The 24,801-nt window shown below is 66.9% G+C and carries 23 protein-coding genes and 1 tRNA gene; 7 read left to right on the plus strand and 17 right to left on the minus strand.

What is annotated here, in order from left to right:
• Positions 1-34 precede the first annotated feature (34 nt).
• From BLA15945_RS29980 to BLA15945_RS29995, 4 genes are all read right to left on the minus strand, one after another.
• Positions 35-111, minus strand: a tRNA-Gln gene (locus BLA15945_RS29980).
• Between the two features lie 55 nt (positions 112-166).
• A complete protein-coding gene (gene ispE, locus BLA15945_RS29985; RefSeq protein WP_174994101.1) occupies positions 167-1,048 on the minus strand; it encodes a 4-(cytidine 5'-diphospho)-2-C-methyl-D-erythritol kinase in 882 nt (293 codons plus the stop codon).
• A gap of 25 nt (positions 1,049-1,073) precedes the next feature.
• The gene (gene lolB / locus BLA15945_RS29990) at positions 1,074-1,697 is read right to left on the minus strand and encodes a lipoprotein insertase outer membrane protein LolB (protein ID WP_059233166.1); all 624 of its coding nucleotides are present in this window, start codon (positions 1,695-1,697) and stop codon (positions 1,074-1,076) included.
• Complete coding sequence (locus tag BLA15945_RS29995) at positions 1,697-3,520, minus strand: tetratricopeptide repeat protein (RefSeq protein ID WP_059233167.1); 1,824 nt, start codon at positions 3,518-3,520, stop codon at positions 1,697-1,699. Before BLA15945_RS29995 ends, lolB begins: the two co-directional genes overlap by 1 nt.
• Positions 3,521-3,891: 371 nt before the next feature.
• On the opposite strand from BLA15945_RS29995, the gene mutM reads away from it, so the two are divergent.
• Entirely contained in the window at positions 3,892-4,719 is an 828-nt protein-coding gene (gene mutM, locus BLA15945_RS30000) for a bifunctional DNA-formamidopyrimidine glycosylase/DNA-(apurinic or apyrimidinic site) lyase (protein ID WP_174994102.1), read from the plus strand.
• Positions 4,720-4,743: 24 nt separating this feature from the next.
• A complete protein-coding gene (mutY, locus tag BLA15945_RS30005) occupies positions 4,744-5,850 on the plus strand; it encodes an A/G-specific adenine glycosylase (RefSeq protein ID WP_174994103.1) in 1,107 nt (368 codons plus the stop codon).
• Positions 5,851-5,968: 118 nt separating this feature from the next.
• On the opposite strand, the gene BLA15945_RS30010 is transcribed toward mutY, so the two are convergent.
• The 11 genes from BLA15945_RS30010 to kdsD all read right to left on the minus strand — a co-directional run bounded on the left by BLA15945_RS30010 (position 5,969) and on the right by kdsD (position 15,188).
• Positions 5,969-6,604 (minus strand): LON peptidase substrate-binding domain-containing protein, encoded by a 636-nt coding sequence (locus tag BLA15945_RS30010; protein ID WP_059233169.1) that lies wholly within the window; start codon positions 6,602-6,604, stop codon positions 5,969-5,971.
• 27 nt (positions 6,605-6,631) lie between these two features.
• A complete protein-coding gene (rapZ, locus tag BLA15945_RS30015) occupies positions 6,632-7,540 on the minus strand; it encodes an RNase adapter RapZ (protein WP_059233170.1) in 909 nt (302 codons plus the stop codon).
• 75 nt (positions 7,541-7,615) lie between these two features.
• Complete coding sequence (hprK, locus tag BLA15945_RS30020) at positions 7,616-8,584, minus strand: HPr(Ser) kinase/phosphatase (RefSeq protein WP_011353227.1); 969 nt, start codon at positions 8,582-8,584, stop codon at positions 7,616-7,618.
• Between the two features lie 117 nt (positions 8,585-8,701).
• The gene (locus tag BLA15945_RS30025; protein WP_034195643.1) at positions 8,702-9,214 is read right to left on the minus strand and encodes a PTS sugar transporter subunit IIA; all 513 of its coding nucleotides are present in this window, start codon (positions 9,212-9,214) and stop codon (positions 8,702-8,704) included.
• 195 nt (positions 9,215-9,409) lie between these two features.
• Entirely contained in the window at positions 9,410-9,769 is a 360-nt protein-coding gene (gene hpf, locus BLA15945_RS30030) for a ribosome hibernation-promoting factor, HPF/YfiA family (protein ID WP_006477786.1), read from the minus strand.
• Positions 9,770-9,926: 157 nt separating this feature from the next.
• Entirely contained in the window at positions 9,927-11,432 is a 1,506-nt protein-coding gene (locus tag BLA15945_RS30035) for an RNA polymerase factor sigma-54 (protein WP_059233171.1), read from the minus strand.
• Positions 11,433-11,591: 159 nt separating this feature from the next.
• Complete coding sequence (gene lptB / locus BLA15945_RS30040; protein ID WP_059233172.1) at positions 11,592-12,368, minus strand: LPS export ABC transporter ATP-binding protein; 777 nt, start codon at positions 12,366-12,368, stop codon at positions 11,592-11,594.
• The gene (gene lptA / locus BLA15945_RS30045) at positions 12,365-13,030 is read right to left on the minus strand and encodes a lipopolysaccharide transport periplasmic protein LptA (RefSeq protein ID WP_059233173.1); all 666 of its coding nucleotides are present in this window, start codon (positions 13,028-13,030) and stop codon (positions 12,365-12,367) included. The genes lptB and lptA overlap by 4 nt, the downstream gene beginning before the upstream one ends.
• Positions 13,031-13,050: 20 nt before the next feature.
• On the minus strand, positions 13,051-13,665 hold the full coding sequence (lptC, locus tag BLA15945_RS30050; RefSeq protein WP_059233174.1) for an LPS export ABC transporter periplasmic protein LptC: 615 nt from the start codon (positions 13,663-13,665) through the stop codon (positions 13,051-13,053).
• A gap of 3 nt (positions 13,666-13,668) precedes the next feature.
• Positions 13,669-14,205, minus strand: a complete 537-nt coding sequence (locus tag BLA15945_RS30055) for a KdsC family phosphatase (RefSeq protein ID WP_174994104.1) — start codon at positions 14,203-14,205, stop codon at positions 13,669-13,671.
• Entirely contained in the window at positions 14,205-15,188 is a 984-nt protein-coding gene (gene kdsD / locus BLA15945_RS30060) for an arabinose 5-phosphate isomerase KdsD (RefSeq protein ID WP_059233175.1), read from the minus strand. Before kdsD ends, BLA15945_RS30055 begins: the two co-directional genes overlap by 1 nt.
• A 125-nt stretch (positions 15,189-15,313) precedes the next feature.
• Between kdsD and BLA15945_RS30065 the strand changes: the two genes are divergently transcribed.
• The 5 genes from BLA15945_RS30065 to purU all read left to right on the plus strand — a co-directional run bounded on the left by BLA15945_RS30065 (position 15,314) and on the right by purU (position 20,464).
• Positions 15,314-17,320 (plus strand): monovalent cation:proton antiporter family protein, encoded by a 2,007-nt coding sequence (locus tag BLA15945_RS30065; protein WP_059233176.1) that lies wholly within the window; start codon positions 15,314-15,316, stop codon positions 17,318-17,320.
• A gap of 77 nt (positions 17,321-17,397) precedes the next feature.
• Positions 17,398-17,964: an adenine phosphoribosyltransferase gene (locus BLA15945_RS30070; RefSeq protein WP_059233177.1), complete on the plus strand. Its 567-nt coding sequence runs from the start codon at positions 17,398-17,400 to the stop codon at positions 17,962-17,964.
• Between the two features lie 54 nt (positions 17,965-18,018).
• Entirely contained in the window at positions 18,019-18,633 is a 615-nt protein-coding gene (locus BLA15945_RS30075) for a LysE family translocator (RefSeq protein WP_059233178.1), read from the plus strand.
• A gap of 5 nt (positions 18,634-18,638) precedes the next feature.
• Positions 18,639-19,505 (plus strand): NUDIX hydrolase, encoded by an 867-nt coding sequence (locus BLA15945_RS30080; RefSeq protein ID WP_059233179.1) that lies wholly within the window; start codon positions 18,639-18,641, stop codon positions 19,503-19,505.
• A gap of 74 nt (positions 19,506-19,579) precedes the next feature.
• Positions 19,580-20,464, plus strand: coding sequence for a formyltetrahydrofolate deformylase (gene purU, locus BLA15945_RS30085; protein WP_059233180.1), 885 nt, complete (start codon positions 19,580-19,582; stop codon positions 20,462-20,464).
• A gap of 98 nt (positions 20,465-20,562) precedes the next feature.
• Here purU and BLA15945_RS30090 read toward each other — a convergent pair whose 3' ends face one another.
• Both BLA15945_RS30090 and uvrA read right to left on the minus strand, forming a co-directional pair.
• Positions 20,563-21,648: an AI-2E family transporter gene (locus BLA15945_RS30090; protein WP_059233181.1), complete on the minus strand. Its 1,086-nt coding sequence runs from the start codon at positions 21,646-21,648 to the stop codon at positions 20,563-20,565.
• A 244-nt stretch (positions 21,649-21,892) separates the two neighbouring features.
• Complete coding sequence (gene uvrA, locus BLA15945_RS30095; protein WP_174994105.1) at positions 21,893-24,778, minus strand: excinuclease ABC subunit UvrA; 2,886 nt, start codon at positions 24,776-24,778, stop codon at positions 21,893-21,895.
• Positions 24,779-24,801: the final 23 nt, after the last annotated feature.

Below are 24,801 nucleotides of genomic sequence, written 5' to 3' on the forward strand. Positions count from 1 at the left end.
CTTCAGGCTTGGGCGGGAAATGCGGGAAAATTTTTGGCAGGGGAGGAAGGACTCGAACCCTCGCATGCCGGAATCAAAATCCGGTGCCTTGACCAACTTGGCGACTCCCCTACACTTAACTGACTGCTTCACCGAACTCGTGTAGGCCGTTCGGCAAAGTAAAACTTCATGACGCGAAAGCGAAGAGCGGATGCTCGTTCAGACTCTCGGCAACTGCGCCATTCCAACTGGCGGGCAGCTTGGCTTTCGCCGCTTCTGCCTCGTGCTTGCTGTGAAACGCTGCAAACACGCTTGCTCCGGAGCCGGTCATCCTCGCGGGGGTCAAATCATACAACCATTTAACCGCCAGCGCAACTTCCGCGTACTTCCTTGTTACAACTTCCTGCATGTCGTTCCGGCCGAAGCTATCTGGCCATCCCGCATCGCTGGTTTGCTGTGCAAGAAAGTCAGCAATTGTGACGGGCTTCGTATCTCTTGTCAACAACTCATCTGAAAATATTTCAGCGGTGGGGACATGAACGCTTGGCGTCACAACCAAGAACCAGCGAGTCGGCAATTGTACCTCAGCTAATTCCTCTCCGATACCCTCTGCGAACGCATTTTTTCCAAAAATAAAAAACGGAACGTCCGCGCCGAGTTTGACCGCGAGCGACTGGAGCTCGGCACGCGGCAGGTCGAGTTGCCACAGGCGGTTCAGCGCGAGCAGCGTCGTCGCCGCGTCGGAGCTGCCGCCGCCGAGACCGGCGCCCATCGGCAGGCGCTTGTCGATCTCGATGTCGACGCCGTGCGCGGTGCCCGTATGCGCTTTCAGCAGGTTGGCCGCGCGCACGACGAGATCGCTTTCCTCGGGCACGCCTGGCACGTCGGTGACGCGCGCGACACGGCCGTCGTCGCGCAGCGTGAAGTGCAGCGTATCGCCCCAGTTCAGCAGCTGGAACACGCTCTGCAGATCGTGATAGCCGTTCGGACGACGGCCGGTGATGTGCAGGAACAGGTTGAGTTTCGCGGGCGCAAGGCAGTTGCGCAGCGAGCGGGTCGAATCGGTCATGCGTAGGTCTGGGCTGGGCTGGTGCTCACTGGTCGAGCACGAGCTTGATGTCGAGCGGCGGTGTCGCGCGCACGAGGTTGACGCGTTTGACGCCCGTGGCCGGGGCATCCGCGTAGGCAAGGTAGTCGATGGTCCAGCCGTCCTGGCGGATCTGCTTGACGCGCGTGCCGTCGGCCGGGTCGCGCACGGTTTCCGCATGCGTCGCGGGCGCGGCCGTCGGCAGCAGCCAGTAGCGCAGGCCGGCGAGCGGCAGTTCGAAGCCGAGCGTCTTCTGCATCAGGTCGCCGACGTCCGGTGCATATTGCGTCGGGCGGTTCGGCAGTTCGAGCGAGGCCGCCTGCGGCGTCGATTTCACGATCGCGAGCGTCTGGCCGAGCGGGCTGCGCAGCTCGAGCGACACGTCGTCGCCGTGCTCCTGCCAGTCGAAGTTGCCGTACACGTGCTGCTGCTTGCCGAGACGGTCGTCGTACTGCACCGCGAAGCGGCCATGGTAAGCGTGCGTCGCGGCCGTTTGCAGTGCCGCGCCCGGCGTCGGCGCACTGGCCGATGGCGGCGTGCTCGCGCAGCCGGCGAGCGCGAGCGCCGCGCCGGCCGCGGCCAGCGTGCGCTGCGCGCGGGAGGACAGGGAAAGCGTCGGGAACATCCGCATCAGAGACCGTTGACCTGGAGGCGCTTCAGCGTCTGCACGAGCGTGTCGTTGTCGGGTTCGAGCTTCTGCGCGTCACGCCACGCGGTGCGCGCGTCGTCCTGCGCGCCGCTCTTCCACAGCACTTCGCCGAGGTGCGCGCCGATCTCGGCGTTCGGCTGCAGTTCGTACGCACGCCGCAGCACCTTCGTTGCGCCGGCCGTGTCGCCCATCCGGTACTTCACCCAGCCGAGGCTATCCATGATGTACGCGTCGTTCGGCGCGAGCGTCATCGCCTTGTCGATCAGCTTGCTGGCTTCGGGCAGGCGCTGGTTGCGGTCGGCCAGCGAATAGCCGAGCGCGTTGTAGGCCTGCGGGTTGTCGGGCTGCGTGCGGATCAGCTCGCGCAACTGCTTTTCCATCGTCGTGTAGTGGCCGGTCTTCTCGGCCGCCATCGCGTAGTCGTAGCGCAGGTCGGGATCATCCGGGAAGTCCTGGACCGCCTGCCCGAGCCGTGCCTCGGCTTCCGGATAGCGTTTCGCGGTGAACAGGATCGACGCGTCGGTGCGTGCGACCACGGCCGCGTCGCGCGGATCGGTGATCGGCAGGTCGTCGAGCACCTTGCGCGCCTCGTCGGTCTTGCCCTGTTTCTGCAGCAACTGCGCGCGCGTGATCTGCGCGGGCAGGTAGTGCTGGCTCGTCTGGTCGACCTTGTCGAGCCATTGCGACGCCTGCGCGTCGTTGTTCTGGTCGATCGCGATCTGCGCGAGGTAGATGTAGCCCTGGCCGACGTCGAGGTTCGGCTGCTTGTCGCCGAGCTGTACGTACTGCTTCAGGTAGGTGGTCGCTTCGTCGAGCTTCTTCTGCTGGATCTTGATCAGCGCGAGCGCCATCAACGGCGTCGGATCCTTCGAGTCGAGCTTGCGCATCGTCTCGAACTGCTTCTGCGCGTCGCCGAGGCGGTCGTCGGCGAGATACAGCTGCGACAGCGCCAGCCGCGCATCGCGCGACTTCGGATTCTGCTGAACATACTTCTCGAACGACGCAATGCCGGCCGCGCGTTCCGCCGGACCCATCTGCGACAGCATCAACGCCGCCGGCAGGTAGTCGGGACGCAGCGCCAGCGCCTGCTTCAGCGACTGCGCGGCGCCGTCCTTGTCGTCGACCGCGAGCTGTTGCCGCGCGATCGCGAGCTGGGCTTCGGGCCGGTTCATGTCGCTTTTCAGCATGTCCTTCAGCACCGCGAGGCCGCCGACGCGGTCGGGGCCGCGTACGAGCAGCGCCTGCAGCGCGAGGATCGCCGGGCCGCGCGTCTCGCCGGTCGCGCGGGCCAGCTCGCGCGCGAGCATCGGCTGGGCGTCGGCCGGCTTGCCGGCGAGCACCAGCAGCGCGGCGTCGACCTGCGACGCCCGGTTCGAATCCGGCGCGTACTGGCGCCACAGGTTCGCGGCGGACAGCGCGTCGGCCGGGCTCTGCGCGCCGAGCGCGATCTCGGTCGCGCGCTGCGCCATGCGCGGATCGCGCGTGTCGCGGGCAAGCGCGAGGTAGGTCTGGTAGGCCGGCGCCGGTTGGTTGCGCTGGAGCGCGACCTCGGCGGCGAGCACCTGGTAGACGATCTGGCTCGTCAGCGGCACACCGGGGAGATTCTTCTGCTCGTCCGGCATCACATGCTCGAACGCACCCTGCGGCTCCGCGTCGTCCGATGCCGGATCCTGCGCGTGGGCCGGGAAGGCGGTGAGGGTCCAGGCGGCAAACAGCGCGGCGCCGAGTGCACGGCGGACCGGGAAGGCGCGCACGCCGCGCACGGCGGCGGGGCGCTTCTGAAGCAGCTTCGAGGGCAGAGTCATGGAAATCCGTTCGATGTTTCAACCGATTGTAACGCGCTCGCTACAATACACGCACGATCGTGATAGGGTCCGTTTACATGTGGAACGCGCTTGCGAATGCCCGAAATCGCCCGCCTGGCAAGAAGCGACGAGCGCCGTTCGGCCGAGCCGATCTAGCGGCGAGCGACGCCGCAAGGCGGGCGATTTCGGGCATTCCCGTGGAATGTCTTTTTTAATTGGGGGTTGCCACGAGAACGGCCGCTCGCCGCGTTGCGCTCCTTGCGAATACGTCGGCATTCGCGGCGTTTCGCGCCCCGCGGCGAGCGGCCGTTCTCATGGCAACGCATGCGCGTTCCACATGTAAGCAGACCCTCGCCTCAGACCCGTAAAACATGCCAGAGTTGCCAGAAGTCGAAGTCACGCGCCGGGGCATCGAGCCCTTTGTCGCAGGCCGCCGCGTCGAGCGTGTCGACGTCCGTACCGCGATGCTGCGCTGGCCCGTGCCGGCGGGGCTCGCCGAGCAGTTGCGCGCGCGCGAGGTGCTCGCCGTCGAGCGTCGCGGCAAGTACCTGTTGTTCGAGGTCGACGCAGGCTGGTTCATCGTCCATCTCGGCATGACGGGCACGCTGCGCGTGTTGCCCGCGGCCGGCGTGCCGGTCGCCGCGAAGCACGACCACATCGACTGGATCTTCGACGAATTCGTGCTGCGGTTCCGCGATCCGCGCCGTTTCGGCGCGGTGCTGTGGCACCCGCGCGAAGCGGGCGACGTGCATGCGCACCCGCTCCTCGCGAGCCTCGGCGTCGAGCCGTTCTCGCCGGCCTTTACCGGCGCGCTGCTGCACGCGCGCACGCGCGGTCGCACGGTGTCCGTCAAGCAAGCGCTGCTCTCGGGCGACATGGTCGTCGGCGTCGGCAACATCTATGCGTCGGAGAGCCTGTTTCGCGCCGGCATCCGGCCGACGACGGCCGCCGGCAAGGTCTCGCTGCCGCGCTACGAGCGGCTGGCCGACGCGGTGCGCGCGACACTTGCCGACGCGATCGAGCGCGGCGGCAGCACGTTGCGCGATTTTGTCGGCAGCAACGGCGAAAGCGGCTATTTCCAGCTCGACTGCTTCGTCTACGACCGGGCGGGCCAGCCGTGCCGCGTGTGCGGCACGCCGATCCGCCAGATCGTGCAGGGCCAGCGGTCGACCTATTTCTGTCCGACCTGCCAGCGTTGAAACCCTTTTCCACAATTAGACAACTTGAAGCCGCCCCGCATCGCCCCCGCTCCGTTCCCCGTCACGCCGTTGCATCGCACGTTCGCCACGCGCCTGGTCGCGTGGCAGCGCGAGCACGGCCGCCACGACTTGCCGTGGCAGAACACCCGCGATCCGTACCGGATCTGGCTGTCGGAAATCATGCTGCAGCAGACGCAGGTGTCGACCGTCATTCCGTACTACACGCGCTTTCTCGAACGCTACCCCGACGTCGCCGCGCTCGCGGCCGCGCCGACCGACGACGTAATGGCGCTGTGGGCCGGGCTCGGCTATTACTCGCGCGCCCGTAACCTGCACCGCTGCGCGCAGGTTGTCGTCGCCGAGCATGGCGGCGCGTTTCCGGCGACGCCCGACGCGCTGGCCGAACTGCCGGGCATCGGCCGCTCGACGGCCGCGGCGATCGCATCGTTTGCCTATGGCGCGCGCGCGACGATCCTCGACGGCAACGTGAAGCGCGTGCTTGCGCGCGTGTTCGGCGTCGAGGGGTTTCCGGGCGAGAAGCGCGTCGAGAACGACATGTGGGCGCTTGCCGAATCGCTGCTGCCCGATGCCGCGAACGCGGCCGACGTGAGCGCCTATACGCAGGGACTGATGGATCTCGGCGCGACGCTGTGCATGCGCGGCAAGCCCGATTGCGTGCGCTGCCCGTTCGCGGGCGACTGCGTCGCGCAATCGACGGGCCGCCAGCGCGAACTGCCGGCCGCGCGGCCGAAGAAGGCCGTGCCGACGCGCAAGACCTGGATGCTCGTGCTGCGCGACGGCGACGCGGTGCTACTGGAGCGGCGGCCGCCGACCGGCATCTGGGGCGGGCTGTGGAGCCTGCCGCAGGCGGACGGTGATGCCGCACTCGCGGAACTCGCGCGCGGCTTCGGCGGTGGCGGCACGGTGCCGCTCGCGCCGCTCACGCACACGTTCACGCATTTCCGGCTGGAGATCGAGCCGCGGCTGAGCGACATGGCGGACGGCGGCGGATTGCCTTCACATGCGCGGGACGCGGACACCGCCTGGGTGCCGCTGAGCCGGCTCGACGCGTACGGCGTGCCGGCGCCGGTGCGCAAGCTGCTCGATGCGCTGAGCGGGCCGCTGCTGTAACGAACGGGGAAGGGCGCGGCGCAGGTCGTGCGCTCGGAAACTGCGGATGGCTACAGGGCTTCCGTCGCGCGGGCGGGCCCTTCGGTCGGGCAAGCGCGACGCGACGAGCCGGCGCGGCTTAAAGCCAGCCGTGCCGGTCGAGCACGTGATGGACGGCGTCGATGCGTGCGCCGACGTCCGGAAACTCCATCAGCTTCTGCCGTGCGCGCAGGTCGAGCGGCAGCAGTTCCGCGAGGCGGTTCGACACCCAGCTCGGATCGTCGAGGCGGAACGGTTCGCCGAACGGCATTTTCTCCGGATCGGACTTCTTCAGCGCGTTGATGATGCGCTCGAGCACTTCGGCGCACGAGCCGAACTGCGCGAGCGTCTGCTCGCCCTCGAGCGGGATGTCGTCGGGCAGCGGCTCCGCGATGCCGACCAGGAGCCCGTTGCCTTCGACGCGATACGACAGCAGCTCGAAACGCTGCGTGCCGACCGCCTGCAGATACAGCATCCCGAATTCGCCGGTATCGCACTCGGTGATGCGCGCCATGCAGCCGATGGTTTCGGGTACCGATACGGCGCCGTCCTGCGCGACTTCGGGCCCGCTCTTCAGCAGGCACACGCCGAACGGCGCGTTGTCGCGCAGGCACGCGCGGGACATGTCGAGATAGCGCGCCTCGAACACCTTGAGCGGGAGCAGCCCTCCCGGAAACAGCACCGTGTGCAGCGGAAACAGCGGCAGGTCGATCAGGGTGGTCGATAGGGAGGACATGGCGCGCTGATGAAGGAGCGGGCGTCGCTAGGGTCGGTCGACCGCGGAGACGAGCCGCGACGACGCGTCGACATCCACTGGCGCGTCACGATGCCGCACGATCACGTTCGCTTCGCGCGCCAGGCGCGCGGCGAGCGTTTCCGCGATGAACACCGAGCGATGCTGGCCGCCCGTGCAGCCGATGGCGACGGTCAGGTAGCTGCGGTTGTCATCGCGGAAGTGCGGCAGCCATTTCATCAGGAACGCATGGATGTCGTCGATCATCTGGTGGACGATCGGCAGTGCGTCGAGAAAGGCGATGACCGGCTGGTCGAGCCCGGTGAGCGGGCGCAACTCGTGGTCGTAGTACGGATTCGGCAGCGCGCGCACGTCGAACATCAGGTCGGCGTCGAGCGGCACGCCGCGCTTGAAGCCGAACGACTCGAACATCACCATCAGGTCGTTGTTCTTCTGCTCGATGAAGCGCTTGACCCAGGTGCGCAGCGCGTTCGCGCGCAGCGTGCTGGTATCGATCTGGTGGCCGAATTCGGCGAGCGGCGCGACGAGGTCGCGCTCGCGCTCGATCGCTTCCTCGAGCGACGACAGCAGGCCGACGTCCGCATCGTGCGACAGCGAGCCGGACAGCGGATGGCGGCGGCGCGTTTCCGAGAAGCGCTGGATCAGCGACTGGGTGCTCGCGTTCAGGAACAGCACGCGTACGTCGTGCTCGCGGGACAGCTCGCGGATCAGGCCGGGCATTTCGTCGAGCGACGCGCTCGAGCGCGCGTCGATCGCGACCGCGAGCCGGCGCTGGCCGTCCTGGGCGAGGTAGCGGGCGAGTTCGGGGAGCACGTGCGGCGGCAGGTTGTCGACGCAGTAATAGCCTGCGTCTTCGAGCGCGTTCAACGCGACGGACTTGCCTGAGCCGGAGATGCCGGTGATAAGGACGATGCGCATGGGAAGCAGAGAATCCTGACGTTTCATCATAGCACCGGCTCGACGCGTCGGCGTTGCGCGGCCGGCGCGTGCGGGTTACACCAGTTTGCCGGGGAACTGACTGTCGGGATCTTGCATCGCGAGTCGTTGCCGATCCATGAAATCGCGCAACGTGTCGATTCCGCGCAACTGCAGGATCGTGTTCCGGACGGCCGCCTCGACCAGCACCGCGAGGTTGCGGCCAGCCGCAACCTGGATGGTGACCTTGCTGATCGGCAAGCCGAGCACGTCGACGGTCTGGCTTTCGAGCGGCAGGCGCTGGAATTCGCCGTCGGGGCGCCGCACGAGCTGGACGATCAGTTTCAGCTTCATCTTCCGCCGCACGGCGGTTTCGCCGAAGATCGTCTTGATGTCGAGCAGGCCGAGGCCGCGCACTTCGAGCAGGTTCTGCAGCAGCGGCGGGCAGCGCCCTTCGACGAAATCGGGGCCAAGTCGGACGAAATCGACTGCGTCGTCGGCGACGAGGCCGTGGCCGCGGCTGATCAGCTCGAGACCGAGCTCGCTCTTGCCGAGGCCCGAATCTCCGGTCAGCAGCACGCCCATCCCGAGAATGTCGATGAATACGCCGTGCAGCGTCGCGCGCGGCGCGAGGATACGCGACATGTAGAGCCGCAGGCTGTCGATCACCGCGGCGGCCGACATCGGCGTCGTGAACAGCGGTGTGGACGAGCGGGTGCAGCGCAGCACGAGTTCGGGCGGGGCCGCGGCGCCGCCGGCGACGACGAGGAACGGCGGTTCGAGTGCGATCAGCTCGGCCATGTGGCGCGAGCGGTCTTCGTCGGTCTGGCGCTGGTAGTAGTCGATTTCGGCTTCGCCGAGCACCTGGATCCGGTTCGGGTGGATCAGGTTCAGGTGGCCGACGAGGTCGGCGCTCGACGTTGCGTTGCCGACCGTGTCGGCGGAAAAGCCGCGTTCCCAGCCTTCATGCCCCGTCAGCCAGCTCAGTTTCAGCGTGGCTGCGTTGTCGTCGAAGATGCTCTGGGCGTTGATGCTGGACGTATCCATGACTCTCGTCACTCCAATGGGCCGGTGCAGGCGCGCGGCGACGGACGTCGCCATGCCGGGCGGCCCTGGACGGCGGCACAGGCCGCCTCGTACCGGAAAAATTCCGCCCGGATCAACTCAAGGTTGCCACTGAGTGAGCAGGCGATGCAACTCGGCGATATCCGTTTCGTTGTGCAGACGCTCGCGCGCGTCGCGATCGGACAGCAGTTGCGCGATTTCCGACAGGATCTCGAGGTGTTGCTGGGTGGCTTGCTCGGGAACGAGCAGGAAGATCAGAAGGCCGACCGGCTGGCCGTCGGGCGCTTCGAACGGGATCGCATCGGCGAGGCGGACGAACGCGGCGAGCGGGTGCTTGAGCCCCTTGATGCGGCCGTGCGGAATCGCGACACCTTCGCCGAGCCCGGTCGAACCGAGGCGCTCGCGCGCGAACAGGTTGTCCGTGACGGTGCTGCGGGCGATGCCGTTCTGATTCTCGAACATCAGCCCGGCTTGTTCGAAGACGCGTTTCTTGCTGGTGACTGAGAGGTCGATGACGACGTTCTCTATGGGCAGGATTTTGGCTAGGCGATTCATGTTGGCAGGCGATTGGGCGGCCTGGGGTCTCCTTGCTGCGGCAGACTGATTTTCCATGTTCGGCGATATCAAGGCATGTGGCATCGGCAACCTGCAACGCAGCTACCGCACCCAACGCCCCCCGGCGATAACCGAAACATTATAGAGCACAGCCGCGTGCGTGGCGCGGCCCGGACTGACCGGTTGCACCGCTGCGCGGAGTCGCAAAAAAAACGCCCGGCGAACCGGGCGGCGTGCGTGTTGCGGTAAAGGTTATTGCGGCGGCAGTTCGATCTGGTCGATCGACGGTTGAAGCTTGATCGGGTCGTGCGCGTGCGTTTGCAGGCGCTCCATGTGCTTGACGACCTGGCGATCCAGCTTGTCGATCAGCAAATCGATCGCGGCGTACAGGTTGCCGTTCGCGCTTTCGACGAAGATGTCCTTGCCCTTCAGGTGCAGATTGATTTCCGCGCGCTGCTGCTTGTCCTTTTCCTTGTGGTTGTCGACCGAGAGGATCACAGTGCCATCGATCACCTGATCGCTATGCCGTAGCACCCGGTCCAGCTTGGTGATCACGTATTCGCGAATTGCAGGCGTGACTTCGAGATGATGTCCACTGATCTTCAGGTTCATAGTGCTTCTCCAAGCGAGTGACCACCCGGCCGCATCGAGGCGGCGCTCCGGTCGACTTGCCCCTGCCGCACGAGGCGGCGTATCGCGGACAGGTCGCCCGGCCTGTTCCCCGTGTGCGCGGTGGCCGGAACACGCCTGCCGCCGGGCAGGCAGCAGGCTAAAGAGACTTGCGCAGATTCACTGCCGGGATTTTGAGGGCTTCGCGATATTTCGCAACCGTGCGGCGTGCGACCACGAAACCCTGTTCTGCCAGCAGCTCGGCAATGCGGCTGTCCGAAAGTGGCGATTTTGGGTCTTCAGCTCCTATCAGTTGCTTGATGAGGGCTCGGATGGCGGTCGACGAGGCGGCGCCACCGGTGTCGGTCGAAACGTGAGATCCGAAGAAGTACTTAAATTCAAGCGTCCCGAACGGGGTCAGCATGTACTTCCCGGTTGTCACACGGCTGACAGTCGACTCGTGTAGGCCCAGCGTATCAGCTATTTCCCGCAAAACCAAGGGGCGCATGGCAATTTCACCGTGCGCAAAGAAATTCTTCTGACGCTCGACAATAGCCTGCGCGACACGCAGGATCGTGTCGAAACGCTGCTGGATATTCTTGATCAGCCACCGTGCTTCCTGGAGCTGCTGCTTCAGCGAACCGGCCGACGGATCGCCGCGGCTGTTGCGCAGGATGTTCGCGTACAGGTTGTTGATCCGCAGGCGCGGCATGACCTCCGGATTGAGCTCCGCGAGCCATCCCTGGCCGGCCTTCTTCACGATGATGTCGGGCACGACGTAGTCGGCCTCGGCCTTGCCGTACGCGGCGCCGGGGAACGGCTCCAGCGAGCGGATCAGCGCATGCGCGTCGCGCAGCGCGTCGTCGCTTGCCTTCAGGTGCTTGCGCAACCGCGTGAAATCGCGGGCCGCGAGCAGTTCGAGGTGCTGCGACACGATCTCGAGCGCGAGCGTGCGCGTCGGGGACGGATCGAGGCGCAGCAACTGCAGCTTCAGGCATTCCGACGCCGAGCGTGCGCCGACGCCGGGCGGGTCGAAGCTGTGCAGCAGCGCGAGCGCCGCGTTCAGCTCGTCGCAGTCGATCTCCAGCTCGGGCGGCAGGTCGGCGAGCACTTCGTCGAGCGTCGCGGTCAGGTAGCCGTCGTCGTCGAGCGACTCGATCAGGAACATCACGAGCGCGCGATCGCGCGGGCTGGCCTGCGTGACGCGCAATTGCGCGGACAGGTGGTCGCGCAGCGACGTCGCGGCTTCCTGCACCTGCAGCGGCGGGAGGTCGTCGTCGTCGGACGCGCCGCTCGCGCGGCCGAATTCATCGAGATTCCATTGCGGGCCGTCGTTGCCGTCGCCGGACCCGTAACTGTCGTATTCGTCGGCGCCAGCCGGCTCGTCGCGCTCCGCGCGATCGCCGGACGTGCTGCTGCCGTTCGTCGAGGCCGGCTCGTTATGCTGCCCGGGGGGCGTCTGCGCGATCAACGATCCGTCCGCCGCGACGCGCAGCGGGCTCGCGATCCATTCGTCGTCGTTCTCGAGCAACGGGTTTTGCGCGACGGCCATCGCGACTTCCTGCTGCAATTCGAGCGTCGACAACTGCAGGAGCCGGATCGACTGCTGCAGCTGCGGCGTCAGCGCCAGATGTTGCGACAGGCGGAGTTGAAGGCTGGCTTTCATGGCAAGGAGGGAGTCATACCGGCAGTGTGCCACGACCCAGGCGCGTTGAGCCATCCGCGATTACGCGCGGCGCGCCGCCCGGCCGCGGGCATGGCCGCGAAGCAGGGCGCGGCCCCGCGCGGCGATGCCGGGCGGGGTGCAGCCAGCCACGAGGGAGAGTTACATCCGGAAGTGTTCGCCGAGGTACACGCGGCGCACGCTTTCGTTTTCGATGATTTCGCTGGGGGCGCCGGCGGCGAGCACCGAACCGTCGCTGATGATGTACGCGTGGTCGCAGATGCCGAGCGTTTCGCGGACGTTGTGATCGGTGATCAGCACGCCGATGTTGCGCTGCTTCAGGAACTTGACGATCTTCTGGATCTCGAGCACCGCGATCGGATCGACGCCGGCGAACGGTTCGTCGAGCAGGATGAAGTTCGGGTTGGTGGCGAGCGCGCGCGCGATTTCGACGCGGCGTCGTTCACCGCCCGACAGCGACAGCGCGGGGTTCTCGCGCAGGTGGCCGATCTGCAGTTCGTCGAGCAGCGCTTCGGTGCGCGACGAGATCGCGTCCTTCGACAGCCGCTTGCCGTCTTCGCCGTACTGCAGCTCGAGCACCGCGCGGATGTTTTCCTCGACGGTCAGCTTGCGGAACACGGACGCTTCCTGCGGCAGGTACGACAGGCCGAGCGACGCGCGCTTGTGGATCGGCAGCAGGCTGATCGAGCTGCCGTTCAGCGAGATCTCGCCCGCGTCGAGCGGCACGAGGCCGACGATCATGTAGAACGACGTGGTCTTGCCGGCGCCGTTCGGGCCGAGCAGGCCGACGACTTCGCCGCTCTTCACGTCGAGCGACACGTCCTTGACGACCGTGCGCGAGCCGTAGCGCTTCTTCAGGTTGCGGACGACGAGCGAGCTCGTGGTGCCGGCCGGCTGGCGGTTCGGTAGCGCGTTCATTGGCCCGGCGCTCCCTGGATCGTGGTCGACGGCGACAGCTTCGCCGGCGCACCGTTCAGCGGCGCGGGGCCGCCGTTCTTCGGCGACAGCATCGCGCGCACGCGGCCGTTCGGGTTGCCCGGCGCGGCGACGTCCTTGCCGCCCTTCGCGGTGTAGAAGTCGCGCTGGCCGTCGTACGTGATCACGCTGCCGTGCACGGTATCGGCGACGGTCGACGTGCCCTGCAGGCGGCGTACGGTCGCGGCGGTCGTCAGCGTGGTCAGGTCCTGCTTGCCGTCGTAGTCGATGCGCTCGGCGTCGCCGTCGATGTATTCGTCGAGGCCTTCGCGCTTCTGGCGGAACGTCGCGTGCTTCTTGCCGCTGCCGTACGAGGTCGCGTACTGATAGCCTTCCGGGTCCTGGCGCACTTCGACGCGATCGCCCTTGATGATGATCGTGCCCTTCGTGATCACGACGTTGCCGGTCGCGACCGTGACCTGCTTCAGATCGTCATAGGTCAGGTTGTCGGACTCGACGTTGATCGGCTTGCCCTGGTCGGCCTTCTCGGCATGGGCGAGCGGCGCCAGCCCGACCAGCGGGAGCGCCACGAGCGTCGCGGCAAGCGCGGCGCGGACGGCGCGCGCAGCGCCGCCGGAAATCTGTCGAGGGAACGGTTCGTTCATGCAGTCACGTGAGGGATGCGTCACTTGGGTTGACCTTTCGAGCCGCCGGACGTGTCCGCCGCGGCGATCGTGCCGCGCACGTTGCCGTAAAGCTCGATGACCCGGGTGACGTTGTTGTACTTCATGCCGTCGGTCGCGTTGACGAGCGACAGGCCGCGCTGAAGTTTAACCGGCTTTTCGGTCTGGATCACATCGTCATTGACGAAGATCCGGAAATGCTGGGAATCGGCCTGCATCTGCGGATCGCCGCCGCCGGCGGCGCGCAGGATGCGCGCATTGTCGTACAAATCGACGATCGACACGTCGCCGTTGACGGTGCCGCGCTTCGCGGTGGTCGTGACGACCGGCTTGCCGGGCTGGAACGCGCGCATGGCCGGATCGGTCAGGTCGCTGCTTTCGGTGTCTTCGTAGTGAATCAGCTTCGCGGCCGTCAGCCGGTACTGGGTCGAGCCCGACTGGTCGAGCTCAGTGACCGAGAAGTTGTCCGCGAAATAGTCGGGCGTGTGGCGCTTGGGCTGCACGGTGCCTTCGCCGGGCGGCGGCAGCGTGGCCTGCAGCAGCCACCAGGTGATGCCCGCGAGCGCGGCGACCGCGGCGAGCGGCAGCAGCTGGGTCCAGCGGAAATGCGTGCTCATCCGTCAGGCTCCGCAGGCGGCCGCGAGCAGCGCATCATAGCGGCGCTGCGCGCGCAGGATCGCATCGCAAACTTCGCGCACGGCGCCGTGGCCGCCGCGGGCCTCGGCGACCCAGTGCGCGCGGGCGATCACTTCGGGGTGCGCGTTCGCGGGGGCCGTCGCGAAGCCGCAGCGCAGCATCACGGGCAGGTCGGGCCAGTCGTCGCCCATGTAGCCGCACGCGTCGGCGGTCAGGCCGAGCGACGCGATCAGGTCGGCGAACACGGTGAGCTTGTTCTCGACGCCCTGGAACAGGTGCGCGATCTTCATTTCCTTCGCGCGCGCCGCGACGATGTCCGAGCGGCGGCCCGTGATGATCGCGGTCGCGATGCCGGCTTCGCCGAGCAGCTTCACGCCGTGGCCGTCGAGCGAATTGAACGACTTCATCGTGTCGCCGGCCGCGGTAAACAGCAGGCCGCCGTCGGTCAGCACGCCGTCGACGTCGAAAATCATCAGCTTCACGCGGCTCGCGCGTTCGGCTGCAGTCAGCGCTGCGCTCATCAGATCACCTTCTTCGAAAACAGGTCGTGCATGTTCAGCGCGCCGATCAGCGCGCCGTCGGCATCGACTACCAGCATCTGGTTGATCCGGTGGCGCTCCATCAGTTCCACGGCTTCGACCGCGAGGTGATCCGGCGCGATCGTGCGCGGATCGCGCGTCATCACTTCGGTGATCGGCAGCGCGCGGAAATCGCCGTCGCGCGCGAGCACGCGGCGCAAGTCGCCGTCCGTGAAGATGCCGGCGACCTTGCCGTCGGCGTCGACCACGGCCGTCATGCCGAGGCGCTTCGCGGTGATCTGGAACAGTGCGTCCGACAGCGTCGCGTCGAGCCCGATGGACGGGACGTCGTCGCCCGAGCGCATCACGTCGCGCACATAGGTGAGCAGGCGCCGGCCGAGTGCGCCGCCCGGGTGCGAGCGCGCGAAATCTTCCGAACCGAAGCCGCGCGCGTCGAGCACGGCAACGGCGAGCGCGTCGCCGAGCGCGAGCGCGGCGGTCGTGCTTGCGGTGGGCGCGAGGTTCAGCGGGCAGGCTTCCTTCGACACCGCGGCGTTCAGGTTCACGTCGGCGAGCGTGCCGAGGCTCGACTCCGCGCGGCCCGTGATCGCGATCAGCTTCGCGCCGATCCGCTTCACGAGCGGCAGGATGGCGACGAGCTCTTCCGATTCGCCGGAATAGGAGATGCCGATGAAGACGTCGTCGGAGGTGACCATCCCGAGGTCGCCGTGGCTGGCCTCGGCGGGGTGGACGAAGAAGGCCGGCGTGCCGGTGCTGGCCAGCGTGGCTGCAATTTTGCGGGCGATATGCCCCGATTTGCCGATCCCGGACACCACCACGCGGCCGCGGCAGCCGAGCAGCAGCGCGACGGCCTGGACGAAGCCGCCGTCGAGCTGGTCGCGCAGCGCGCGCACGGCGTCCGCCTCGATGTCGAGCACGTCGCGGGCGAGCGCGAGCGCCCGATCATCATTGATTTTCGCTATCATGCGCGGAGTATAGCAAAGGCGTTTGTTCGCCGCGCCGGGCCTTCGGACTCGTCCGAGGTCGCCTGTCCATCGCCACCACCCGCGCCCGCATTGCCGTGGCCCCGACGAACGAGGACGCTTCGCCTGTGATTTCCCCGCTCGAAATGACCCTGCTGCTGCTGCTGGCCTCGGTGGTGGGCGTCGTCGTATTCCGTTCGTTGAACCTGCCGCCGATGCTCGGCTATCTGACCGTCGGCATCCTGGTCGGCCCGCATTCGTTCGGCATTGCCGCGGATCTCGAACGGGCCGAGCACCTCGCGGAATTCGGCGTGGTGTTCCTGATGTTTTCGATCGGCCTCGAATTCTCGCTCGCGAAGCTGAGGGCGATGCAGCGGCTCGTGTTCGGGCTCGGGTTGCTGCAGGTCGTCGCGACCCTCGTGCTCGCGCTCGTGCTCGGCGCGCTGTTCGAGCACTGGGTGCACATCACGTGGCAGGGCAGCATCGCGCTCGGCGGCGCGCTCGCGATGTCGTCGACGGCGATCGTGTCGAAGATGCTCGCCGAGCGGCTCGAGATCGAGACCGAGCATGGCCGCAACATCTTCGGCGTGCTGCTGTTCCAGGATCTCGCGGTCGTGCCGCTGCTGATCGTGATCGCCGCGTTCGGCGCCGAATCGTCGAAGGACCTCGCGATCACGCTCGGCTTCGCGGCGGTCAAGATCGTGATCGCGCTCGCGCTGCTGCTGATCGTCGGCCAGCGCTTCATGACGCGCTGGCTCAACGTCGTCGCGCGGCGCCGCTCGCAGGAACTGTTCGTGCTGAACCTGCTGCTCGTCACGCTCGGCGCCGCGTTCATCACCGACCGCTTCGGCCTGTCGCTCGCGCTCGGCGCGTTCATCGCGGGGATGCTCATCTCCGAGACGCCGTTCCGCCATCAGGTGGAAGAGGACATCAAGCCGTTCCGCGACGTGCTGCTCGGCCTGTTCTTCGTGACGACGGGGATGCTGCTCGATCCGCGCGTGATCTGGGAGCACCCGTTCCTCGTGCTCGGTTTCTTCTTCGGCCAGATCCTGTTCAAGGGGACGATGATCGCAGGGCTTGCGCGGCTGTTCGGCGCGACGCCGGGCGTCGCGATGCGCACCGGCATCGGCCTCGCGCAGGCCGGCGAATTCGGCTTCGTGCTGCTGAACCTGATCCTCGACCGGCATCTCGTCGATTCGACGCTGCTGCAGGCGATCCTCGCGTCGATGCTGCTGTCGATGCTCGCCGCGCCGTTCCTGATCCAGAACGCCGACCGGATCGTGATGCGGCTGTCGTCGACCGAATGGATGCAGCAGTCGCTGCAGATGACGCGGATCGCGACGCAAAGCCTGAAGCAGCGCGGCCACGTGATCATCTGCGGCTACGGCCGCGCCGGGCAGAACCTGGCGCGGATGCTCGAGCAGGAAGGCATTTCGTACGTCGCGCTCGACCTCGACCCCGATCGCGTGAGCGCGGCCGCCGCGGCCGGCGAGTCGGTGGTATTCGGCGACGCGGCGCGCCGCGAATCGCTGCTCGCGGCCGGTATCCACCGCGCGGCGGCCGTCGCGATCACCTATGCGAACACGCCGTCGGCGCTGCGCGTGCTGCACCACGTGCACGAGCTCGAGCCGACGCTGCCGGCGATCGTGCGCACCGTCGACGACGCCGATCTCGAGAAACTGCTCGCGGCCGGTGCGACCGAAGTGATTCCGGAGATCGTCGAGGGCAGCTTGATGCTCGCGTCGCATACGCTGGTGCTGGTCGGCGTGCCGATGCGCAAGGTTGTGCGGCGCGTCGAGGAAATGCGCGACGAGCGCTACAGCCTGCTGCGCGGCTATTTCCGCGGCGCGGACGACGCGGACGACGACGACCACGAGCAGGTGCGGCTACAATCGGTGCCGGTCGATGCGCGCGCGGACGCGGTCGGGCGTTCGCTGGAAGAACTCGGGCTGTATGCGCTCGGGCTGGAAGTCACGGCGATCCGCCGGCACGGCATCCGCGGCGTCGAACCGGACCCGCAGACCAAGCTGCGCGCGAGCGACATCGTCGTGCTGCGCGGGCTGCCCGAGGCGCTCGCGCTCGCGGAGGAGCGGTTGTCGCGCCATCGGCGCGATCCGCCGGCCGCGGCCGCTTGAGTTGCGACTCACAACCTGACCCGTATTTTTCAGAAACGGTGCCCGATCTTCGCGCACCGTTTTTTTCGGAGAGTTTCATGCCGCATTCGTCGTCGGGCGCACCGCTCGATCCGGTCGCCTTCATCCACAGCCAGATCCGCACGGTGCCCGACTGGCCGCAGCCGGGCGTGCAGTTCCGCGACATTACGACGCTGCTGCAGAGCCCGAAGGCGCTGCGCATCCTCGTCGACCTGTTCGTCGAACGGTATGTCGATGCGAAGCTCGACTACGTCGCGGGTCTCGACGCGCGCGGTTTCATCATCGCGCCGATCGTCGCGTACGAGCTGAGCGTCGGCTTCGTGCCGATCCGCAAGGTCGGCAAGCTGCCTTACAAGACGTGCTCGGAATCGTACGACCTCGAATACGGCAGCGCGACGGTCGAGATCCACGAAGACGCGTGCCGCCCCGGCGACCGCGTGATCATCATGGACGACCTGATCGCGACCGGCGGCACGATGATGGCGGGGCGCAACCTGCTGCAGCGGCTCGGCGCGGTGGTCGTCGAAGGCGCGGCGATCATCGACCTGCCCGATCTCGGCGGCTCGGCGCTGTTGCGCAATGCCGGACTGCCCGTCTATACCGTTACCGAATTCGGCGGCCACTGAGCGCCGGCCCGCCCGGGTTCACCGTATTGGTTCACGTTCTGCAGCGAGGTCACGATGCCCAACTTCATGCTGTTTCTCGCCACGTCGATCGCGATTACGTTCGCGCCCGGTCCCGACAACCTGCAGGTGCTCGCACGCGGCATCTCGCAGGGCCGTGCGGCGGGCTTCGTCGCCGCGCTCGGCTTCACGGCGGGGATCCTGTTCCACACGACGCTCGCGGCGCTCGGTGTCGCGGCCGTGCTGCGTTCGTCGCCGGTTGCGTTCCAGATCCTGAAGCTCGCGGGCGCGGCCTACCTCGTGTGGATCGGCATCAAGGCGCTGCGCAGCCAGGGGCTCTCGAATGCGCATGCGCGCCCGCCGCAGCCGCTCGGCACGATCTTCCGGCAGAGCGTGATCGGGAACCTGATGAACCCGAAGGTCACGCTGTTCTTCGTCGTGTTCCTGCCGCAGTTCGTCGATCCGCACGGCGCGCAAAGCGTGACGCTGCAGATGTTCGAGCTCGGCGCGTTGTTCATGCTGCAGACGGCCGCGGTCTTCTCGCTGTTCGGCGTCGGCGCGGGCATGATCGGCGCATGGCTGAAGCGCCGTCCGAAGGCCGGCGTGTGGCTCGACCGGATCGCCGGTGCGACGTTCATCGCGATCGGCATCCGCGTCGCGCTGAAGGACTGACCGCGATGACGTTTCCGTGCATCGCGGCCGCCCGCCGCTTCGATCCGGCCGCGCACCTGCGTTTCGAGATCGCCGGGCAGGCGGTCGGCTGGGTGCGCCGCCAGGACGTCGCGAAGCTCGCGCGCTGGCCCGACGTGTTCGAGCTGACCGGCGAGCGCGTCGTGTTGTCGGCGCGCTATGACTCGGTCGACGCGCGCAGCATGGCGCTCGCGAGCGCGATCGGCGCACTGGCGGCCGAAGGCGCGATTCCCGGCTGGCGCGACGAGATCTACGCGATCCGCAACCGCTTCGACGATCCGCCGCTCGCGTTCATCGAGCGCGCCGCGTCGCGCTTCTTCGGCACGCAGACCTATGCAGTGCATCTGAACGGCATCGTAGAATATGCGGTTACGCCGGGCGAGCCGCTTGCCGCGGCCGTGCCGCAGATGTGGCTCGGCCGCCGCAGCGAGACCAAGGCCACCGACCCCGGTATGCTCGACAACGTGGTTGCGGGCGGCATCGGCTGGGGCCTGGGTGTTCACGAGACGCTCGCGAAGGAATGCTGGGAAGAAGCCGGCATTCCGCCCGAACTGGCCGCGCGCGCGATCGCGGGCCGCGCGGTGCAGGTGCTGAACTCGCTGCCGGAAGGCACGCAGTCCGAGCTGATCTTCGTGTACGACCTGCCGCTGCCGCACGACTTCGCGCCGCGCAACCAGGACGGCGAAGTGGCCGAGCACCTGCTGGCTGGCGTGCCCGAGGTGATCGGCTGGCTGCGCGAAGGCCGTGCGACGATGGACGCGAGCCTCGCGACGCTCGACACGCTGCTGCGTCACCGCTGGATTCCGGCGGCCGACGCGGCCGGCATCGACGCGCTGTTCGCGCCGGCCGCGTGACACACGCCGCAGCGCGCGGTCAGGCGCGGCGAACGGGCAATTTGACGAATACGGAAACAAAGGGAGTCGCGGTCATGCCGACCGATCACAGCTTTATCTTGAAACTGTCGTGCCCCGACCGGCACGGCATCGTCCATGCGGTCTCGGGCTTCCTGTTCGAGCGCAGCAACAACATCCTCGATTCGGCGCAGTTCGGCGACAGCCGCACCAGCGAGTTCTTCATGCGCGTGCACTTCGAGCAGGACGGCAACGGCGCGGATGCCGCGACGGCGCTCGACACGCTGCGCAAGGAGTTCGCTCCGCTCGCCGAGCAGTTCTCGATGCGCTGGGAGCTGCACGACGCGGCCGTGAAGCCGCGCGTCGTGATCATGGTGTCGAAGATCGGCCATTGCCTGAACGACCTGCTGTTCCGCTATCGCACCGGCCAGCTGCCGATCGAGATCCCGGCGATCGTGTCGAACCACAAGGAGTTCTACCAGCTCGCCGCGAGCTACAACATTCCGTTCCATCACTTCCCGCTGATCGGCGGTTCGTCCGATGCCGCGAAGGCCGCGCAGGAAGCGCGCGTGCTGGAAGTGATCGACGAGCACCAGGCCGATCTCGTCGTGCTCGCGCGCTACATGCAGATCCTGTCGCCGAACATGTGCCAGCAGCTCGCCGGGCGCGCGATCAACATCCACCATTCGTTCCTGCCGAGCTTCAAGGGCGCGAAGCCGTACTACCAGGCGTTCGACCGCGGCGTGAAGCTGATTGGCGCGACCGCGCATTACGTGACGACCGATCTCGACGAGGGCCCGATCATCGAGCAGGAAGTCGAGCGTGTCGACCACAGCATGACGCCCGACCAGCTGACCGCGATCGGCCGCGACGTCGAGTGCGTGACGCTCGCGCGCGCAGTGAAGTGGCACGTCGAGCACCGGATCGTGCTGAACGGGACGAAGACGGTCGTGTTCCGCTGATCCGTCGGCGGGGCCGGGCGCTCGGCCCGGACCAACAAAAACGCCGCACCCTTTACGGGGTGCGGCGTTTTTTTATCGCGTGGGCGCAGCAGGCTGCTTCAGATCAGCCGCAGCAGGTACAGCTCGCGCTTCAGGTACGCATAGAAGATCGGCGCGGCGATCACGCCCGGCAGCCCGAACGCGGCTTCCATGATCAGCATCGCGAGCAGCAGCTCCCACGCACGCGACTCGATCTGGCCGCCGATGATCTTCGCGTTCAGGAAGTATTCGAGCTTGTGGATGACGACGAGGAACGCGAGCGATGCGATCGCGGTGCCCATGCTGACCGACAGCGACACGGCGACGATCAGCGTGTTCGAGATCAGGTTGCCGATCACCGGCAGCAGGCCGACGATGAACGTGACGAGCACGAGGGTTTTCGACAGCGGCAGCCGCTGGTGGAAGATCGGCAGCGCGACGAGCAGGTAGATGCCGGTGAACACCGCGTTGATCGCCGAGATCTTGATCTGCGCGAACACGATCCGGCGGAATGCATCGGCGAAGCGCGACACGCGCGTGACGAGCGCGGTCGACAGCGGCCGGCGCGCCTTGCCGTGCTCGACACCGATCGCGATCATCGCGCCGATGATCATCCCGAACAGCACGTGGCCGAAGCCGCGGGCGACGCTCTTGCCGCTCTGCTGGAGCTGGTCCATGTGCGAGTGCATCAGCACGGCGGCCTTCGTCTTCATCTGCTCGACGTCGACGGGCAGCAGGTTGGCGATCCAGGCCGGCGTGCGCGCGCGGGTCTGCTCGACGATCTGCATCAGCTGGTCGAGCAGGCTCTGCAGGTTCGGCACCGTGCGCTCGAAGTGTTCGATGATGCCGATCGTCAGGCTCGTCAGCGCGCCGACGATCACGATCGACAGCAGCACGACGGCGACCCAGCGTGCGCGCATGCTCGTGGTGTGGCGTTCGATCACGGGCGCGATCGTGTGGATCAGCTGGTAGACGAGCAGGCCGGCCAGCAGCCCGCCGAGCAGCTTGAGCTCGATCACGAGCCACATGGCGAGGATCGCGAACACGTAGCTGCCGATCTCGAGCGCGGACAGCTTCGGCAGGCTGAAGTCGCTCGTCAGCCGCACGCTGCGCAGGTGCGGTTCGCGATTCTGCGCATCGCGCGACGAGTCTGGTTGCTTCTCCATCGTGGATTCCTGTCGTTCGTGTGTCATGCCGCGGAATGCGCGGCAGAGCCGTGTTCGCCCGGCGTCGCACCGGATTGGTGCGTACGGCGAACCTTACGACCGTAAAGTATAGCTGTCATTATGGTCCGCAACGGGGCCGTTTGGCGTGTGGTGTAAACGCAGAAGGGAAAACGCGGGGAGGCGGGCGGTACGCCGCGGAGGGACGCGCGCGGCCGGGCGGCCGCGCGCGGGAAGGCAGTGGCCGTCAGCCGGCCGCGACCTTGCGGGTCGTGCGCTTGAGCAGCGGCGCGAGGTACTTGCCGGTGAAGCTCGCCTTCGTCTTCGCGACCTGCTCGGGCGTGCCCTGCGCGATGATCTGGCCGCCGCCGGCACCGCCTTCGGGGCCGAGGTCGATCACCCAGTCGGCCGTCTTGATCACGTCGAGGTTGTGCTCGATGATCACGACCGTGTTGCCCTGGTCGCGCAGCCGGTGGATCACTTCCAGCAGCAGCGCGATGTCGTGGAAGTGCAGGCCCGTGGTCGGCTCGTCGAGGATGTACAGCGTGCGGCCGGTGTCGCGCTTCGACAGCTCCAGCGACAGCTTCACGCGCTGCGCCTCGCCGCCCGACAGCGTCGTGGCCGACTGGCCGAGGCGGATATAGCCGAGGCCGACGTCGAGCAGCGTCTTCAGCTTGCGCGCGATGACCGGCACCGCGCTGAAGAACTCGTACGCGTGCTCGACCGTCATCTCGAGCACTTCGCTGATGTTCTTGCCCTTGTAATGCACTTCGAGCGTTTCGCGGTTGTAGCGCTTGCCGTGGCACACGTCGCACGGCACGTAGACGTCCGGCAGGAAGTGCATCTCGACCTTCAGCACGCCGTCGCCCTGGCACGATTCGCAGCGGCCGCCCTTCACGTTGAACGAGAAGCGGCCTGGATCGTAGCCGCGCTCCTTCGAGGTCGGCACGCCCGAGAACAGCTCGCGGATCGGCGTGAACAGGCCCGTGTACGTGGCCGGGTTCGAGCGCGGCGTGCGGCCGATCGGCGACTGGTCGACGTTGATCACCTTGTCGAAGTGCTCGAGGCCCTCGATCGCCTCGTGCGGTGCCGGCTCGGCCGACGAGCCGTACAGGTGGCGCGCGACCGCGTGATACAGCGTGTCGTTGATCAGCGTCGACTTGCCGGAGCCCGACACGCCGGTGATGCAGGTCAGCAGGCCGACCGGCAGTTCGAGATCGACGTGCTTCAGGTTGTTGCCGTGCGCGTCGACGATGCGCAGCATCCGCTCGGGATCGGGCGCGAGCCGCTCGTCCGGGTATTCGATCGTGCGTTTGCCGACCAGGTACTGGCCCGTCAGCGACTGCGGGTTCGACTGCACCTGCTTCGGCGTGCCTTCGGCCACGATCACGCCGCCGTGCTCGCCCGCGCCGGGGCCCATGTCGACGACGTAGTCGGCCGTACGGATCATGTCCTCGTCGTGCTCGACGACGATCACCGAGTTGCCGAGGTCGCGCAGGTGCTTGAGCGTCGAGATCAGGCGGTCGTTGTCGCGCTGGTGCAGGCCGATCGACGGCTCGTCGAGCACGTACATCACGCCCGTCAGGCCGGAGCCGATCTGCGACGCGAGCCGGATGCGCTGCGCCTCGCCGCCCGACAGGGTCTCGGCGCTGCGCTCGAGCGACAGGTAGTCGAGGCCGACGTTGTTCAGGAACGTCAGGCGCGCGACGATTTCCTTGATCACCTTGTCGGCGATCTCGCGCTTCGCGCCTTCGAGCGTCAGGCCGTCGAAATAGCCGAGCGCGTCGCGCAGCGGCCAGCCGCTGATTTCATAGATGCCGCGCGCGTAGTCGCCGGTGCCGATCCGCACGTGGCGCGCCTCGCGGCGCAGGCGCGTGCCGTCGCAGGACGGGCACGGCTGGTTGTTCTGGTACTTCGACAGTTCTTCGCGCACCGCGACCGAATCGGTCTCGCGGTAGCGGCGCTCGAGGTTCGGGATGATCCCCTCGAACACGTGTTCGCGGATCGTCGTGCGGCCGCGCTCGTTGATGTACGAGAACGGGATCGTCTGCTTGCCCGAGCCGAACAGCAGCACCTTCAGGATCTTTTCCGGCAGGTCCTCGAATGCGGCGTCGATGTCGAATTCGTAGAACGCCGCGAGACTCTGCAGCATCTGGAAGTAGAACTGGTTGCGGCGGTCCCAGCCTTTCACGGCGCCCGCGGCGAGCGACAGCGACGGGTGCGCGACGACCCGCTTCGGGTCGAAGAACGTGATCTGGCCGAGGCCGTCGCATTCCGGGCACGCGCCCATCGGGTTGTTGAACGAGAACAGCCGCGGCTCGAGCTCCTGCAGCGAGTACGAGCAGATCGGGCACGCGAACTTCGAGCTGAACAGGTACTCCTTGTCGGTATCCATCTCGAGCGCGATCGCGCGGCCGTCGGCGAGGCGCAGCGCCGTCTCGAACGATTCGGCGAGCCGCTGCTTCATGTCCGGGCGCACCTTCAGGCGGTCGACGACGACGTCGATCGTGTGCTTGTCGTTCTTTTTCAGCTTCGGCAGCGACTCGACCTCGTAGATCTTCGCGACGCCTTCGTTCGCGGCGCCGCCGCCCGAGCGTACGCGAAAGCGCACGAAGCCCTGCGCCTGCATGTCCTCGAACAGTTCGGCGTGCTCGCCCTTGCGGTCCGCGACGACGGGCGCGAGGATCATCAGCTTGGTTTCCTCGGGCAGCGCGAGCGCCGCGTCGACCATCTGCGACACGCTCTGCGCCTCGAGCGGGATGTCGTGGTCGGGACAGTACGGCGTGCCGACACGTGCGTACAAAAGTCGCAGGTAGTCGTGGATTTCGGTGACCGTGCCGACGGTCGAACGCGGGTTGTGGGACGTCGCCTTCTGCTCGATCGAGATCGCGGGCGACAGGCCCTCGATCAGGTCGACGTCGGGTTTCTCCATCAGTTGCAGGAACTGGCGGGCATACGCGGACAGGCTTTCGACGTAGCGGCGCTGGCCTTCGGCATAAAGGGTGTCGAACGCGAGCGACGACTTGCCCGACCCGGACAACCCGGTAATCACGACCAGCTTGTGGCGCGGCAGGTCGAGATTGACGTTTTTCAGGTTGTGGGTGCGTGCCCCACGGATACGGATCTGTTCCATGAACCTGGCGAAAATGGAGGGAA

This window comes from Burkholderia arboris (assembly GCF_902499125.1).
Lineage (GTDB): Bacteria > Pseudomonadota > Gammaproteobacteria > Burkholderiales > Burkholderiaceae > Burkholderia > Burkholderia arboris.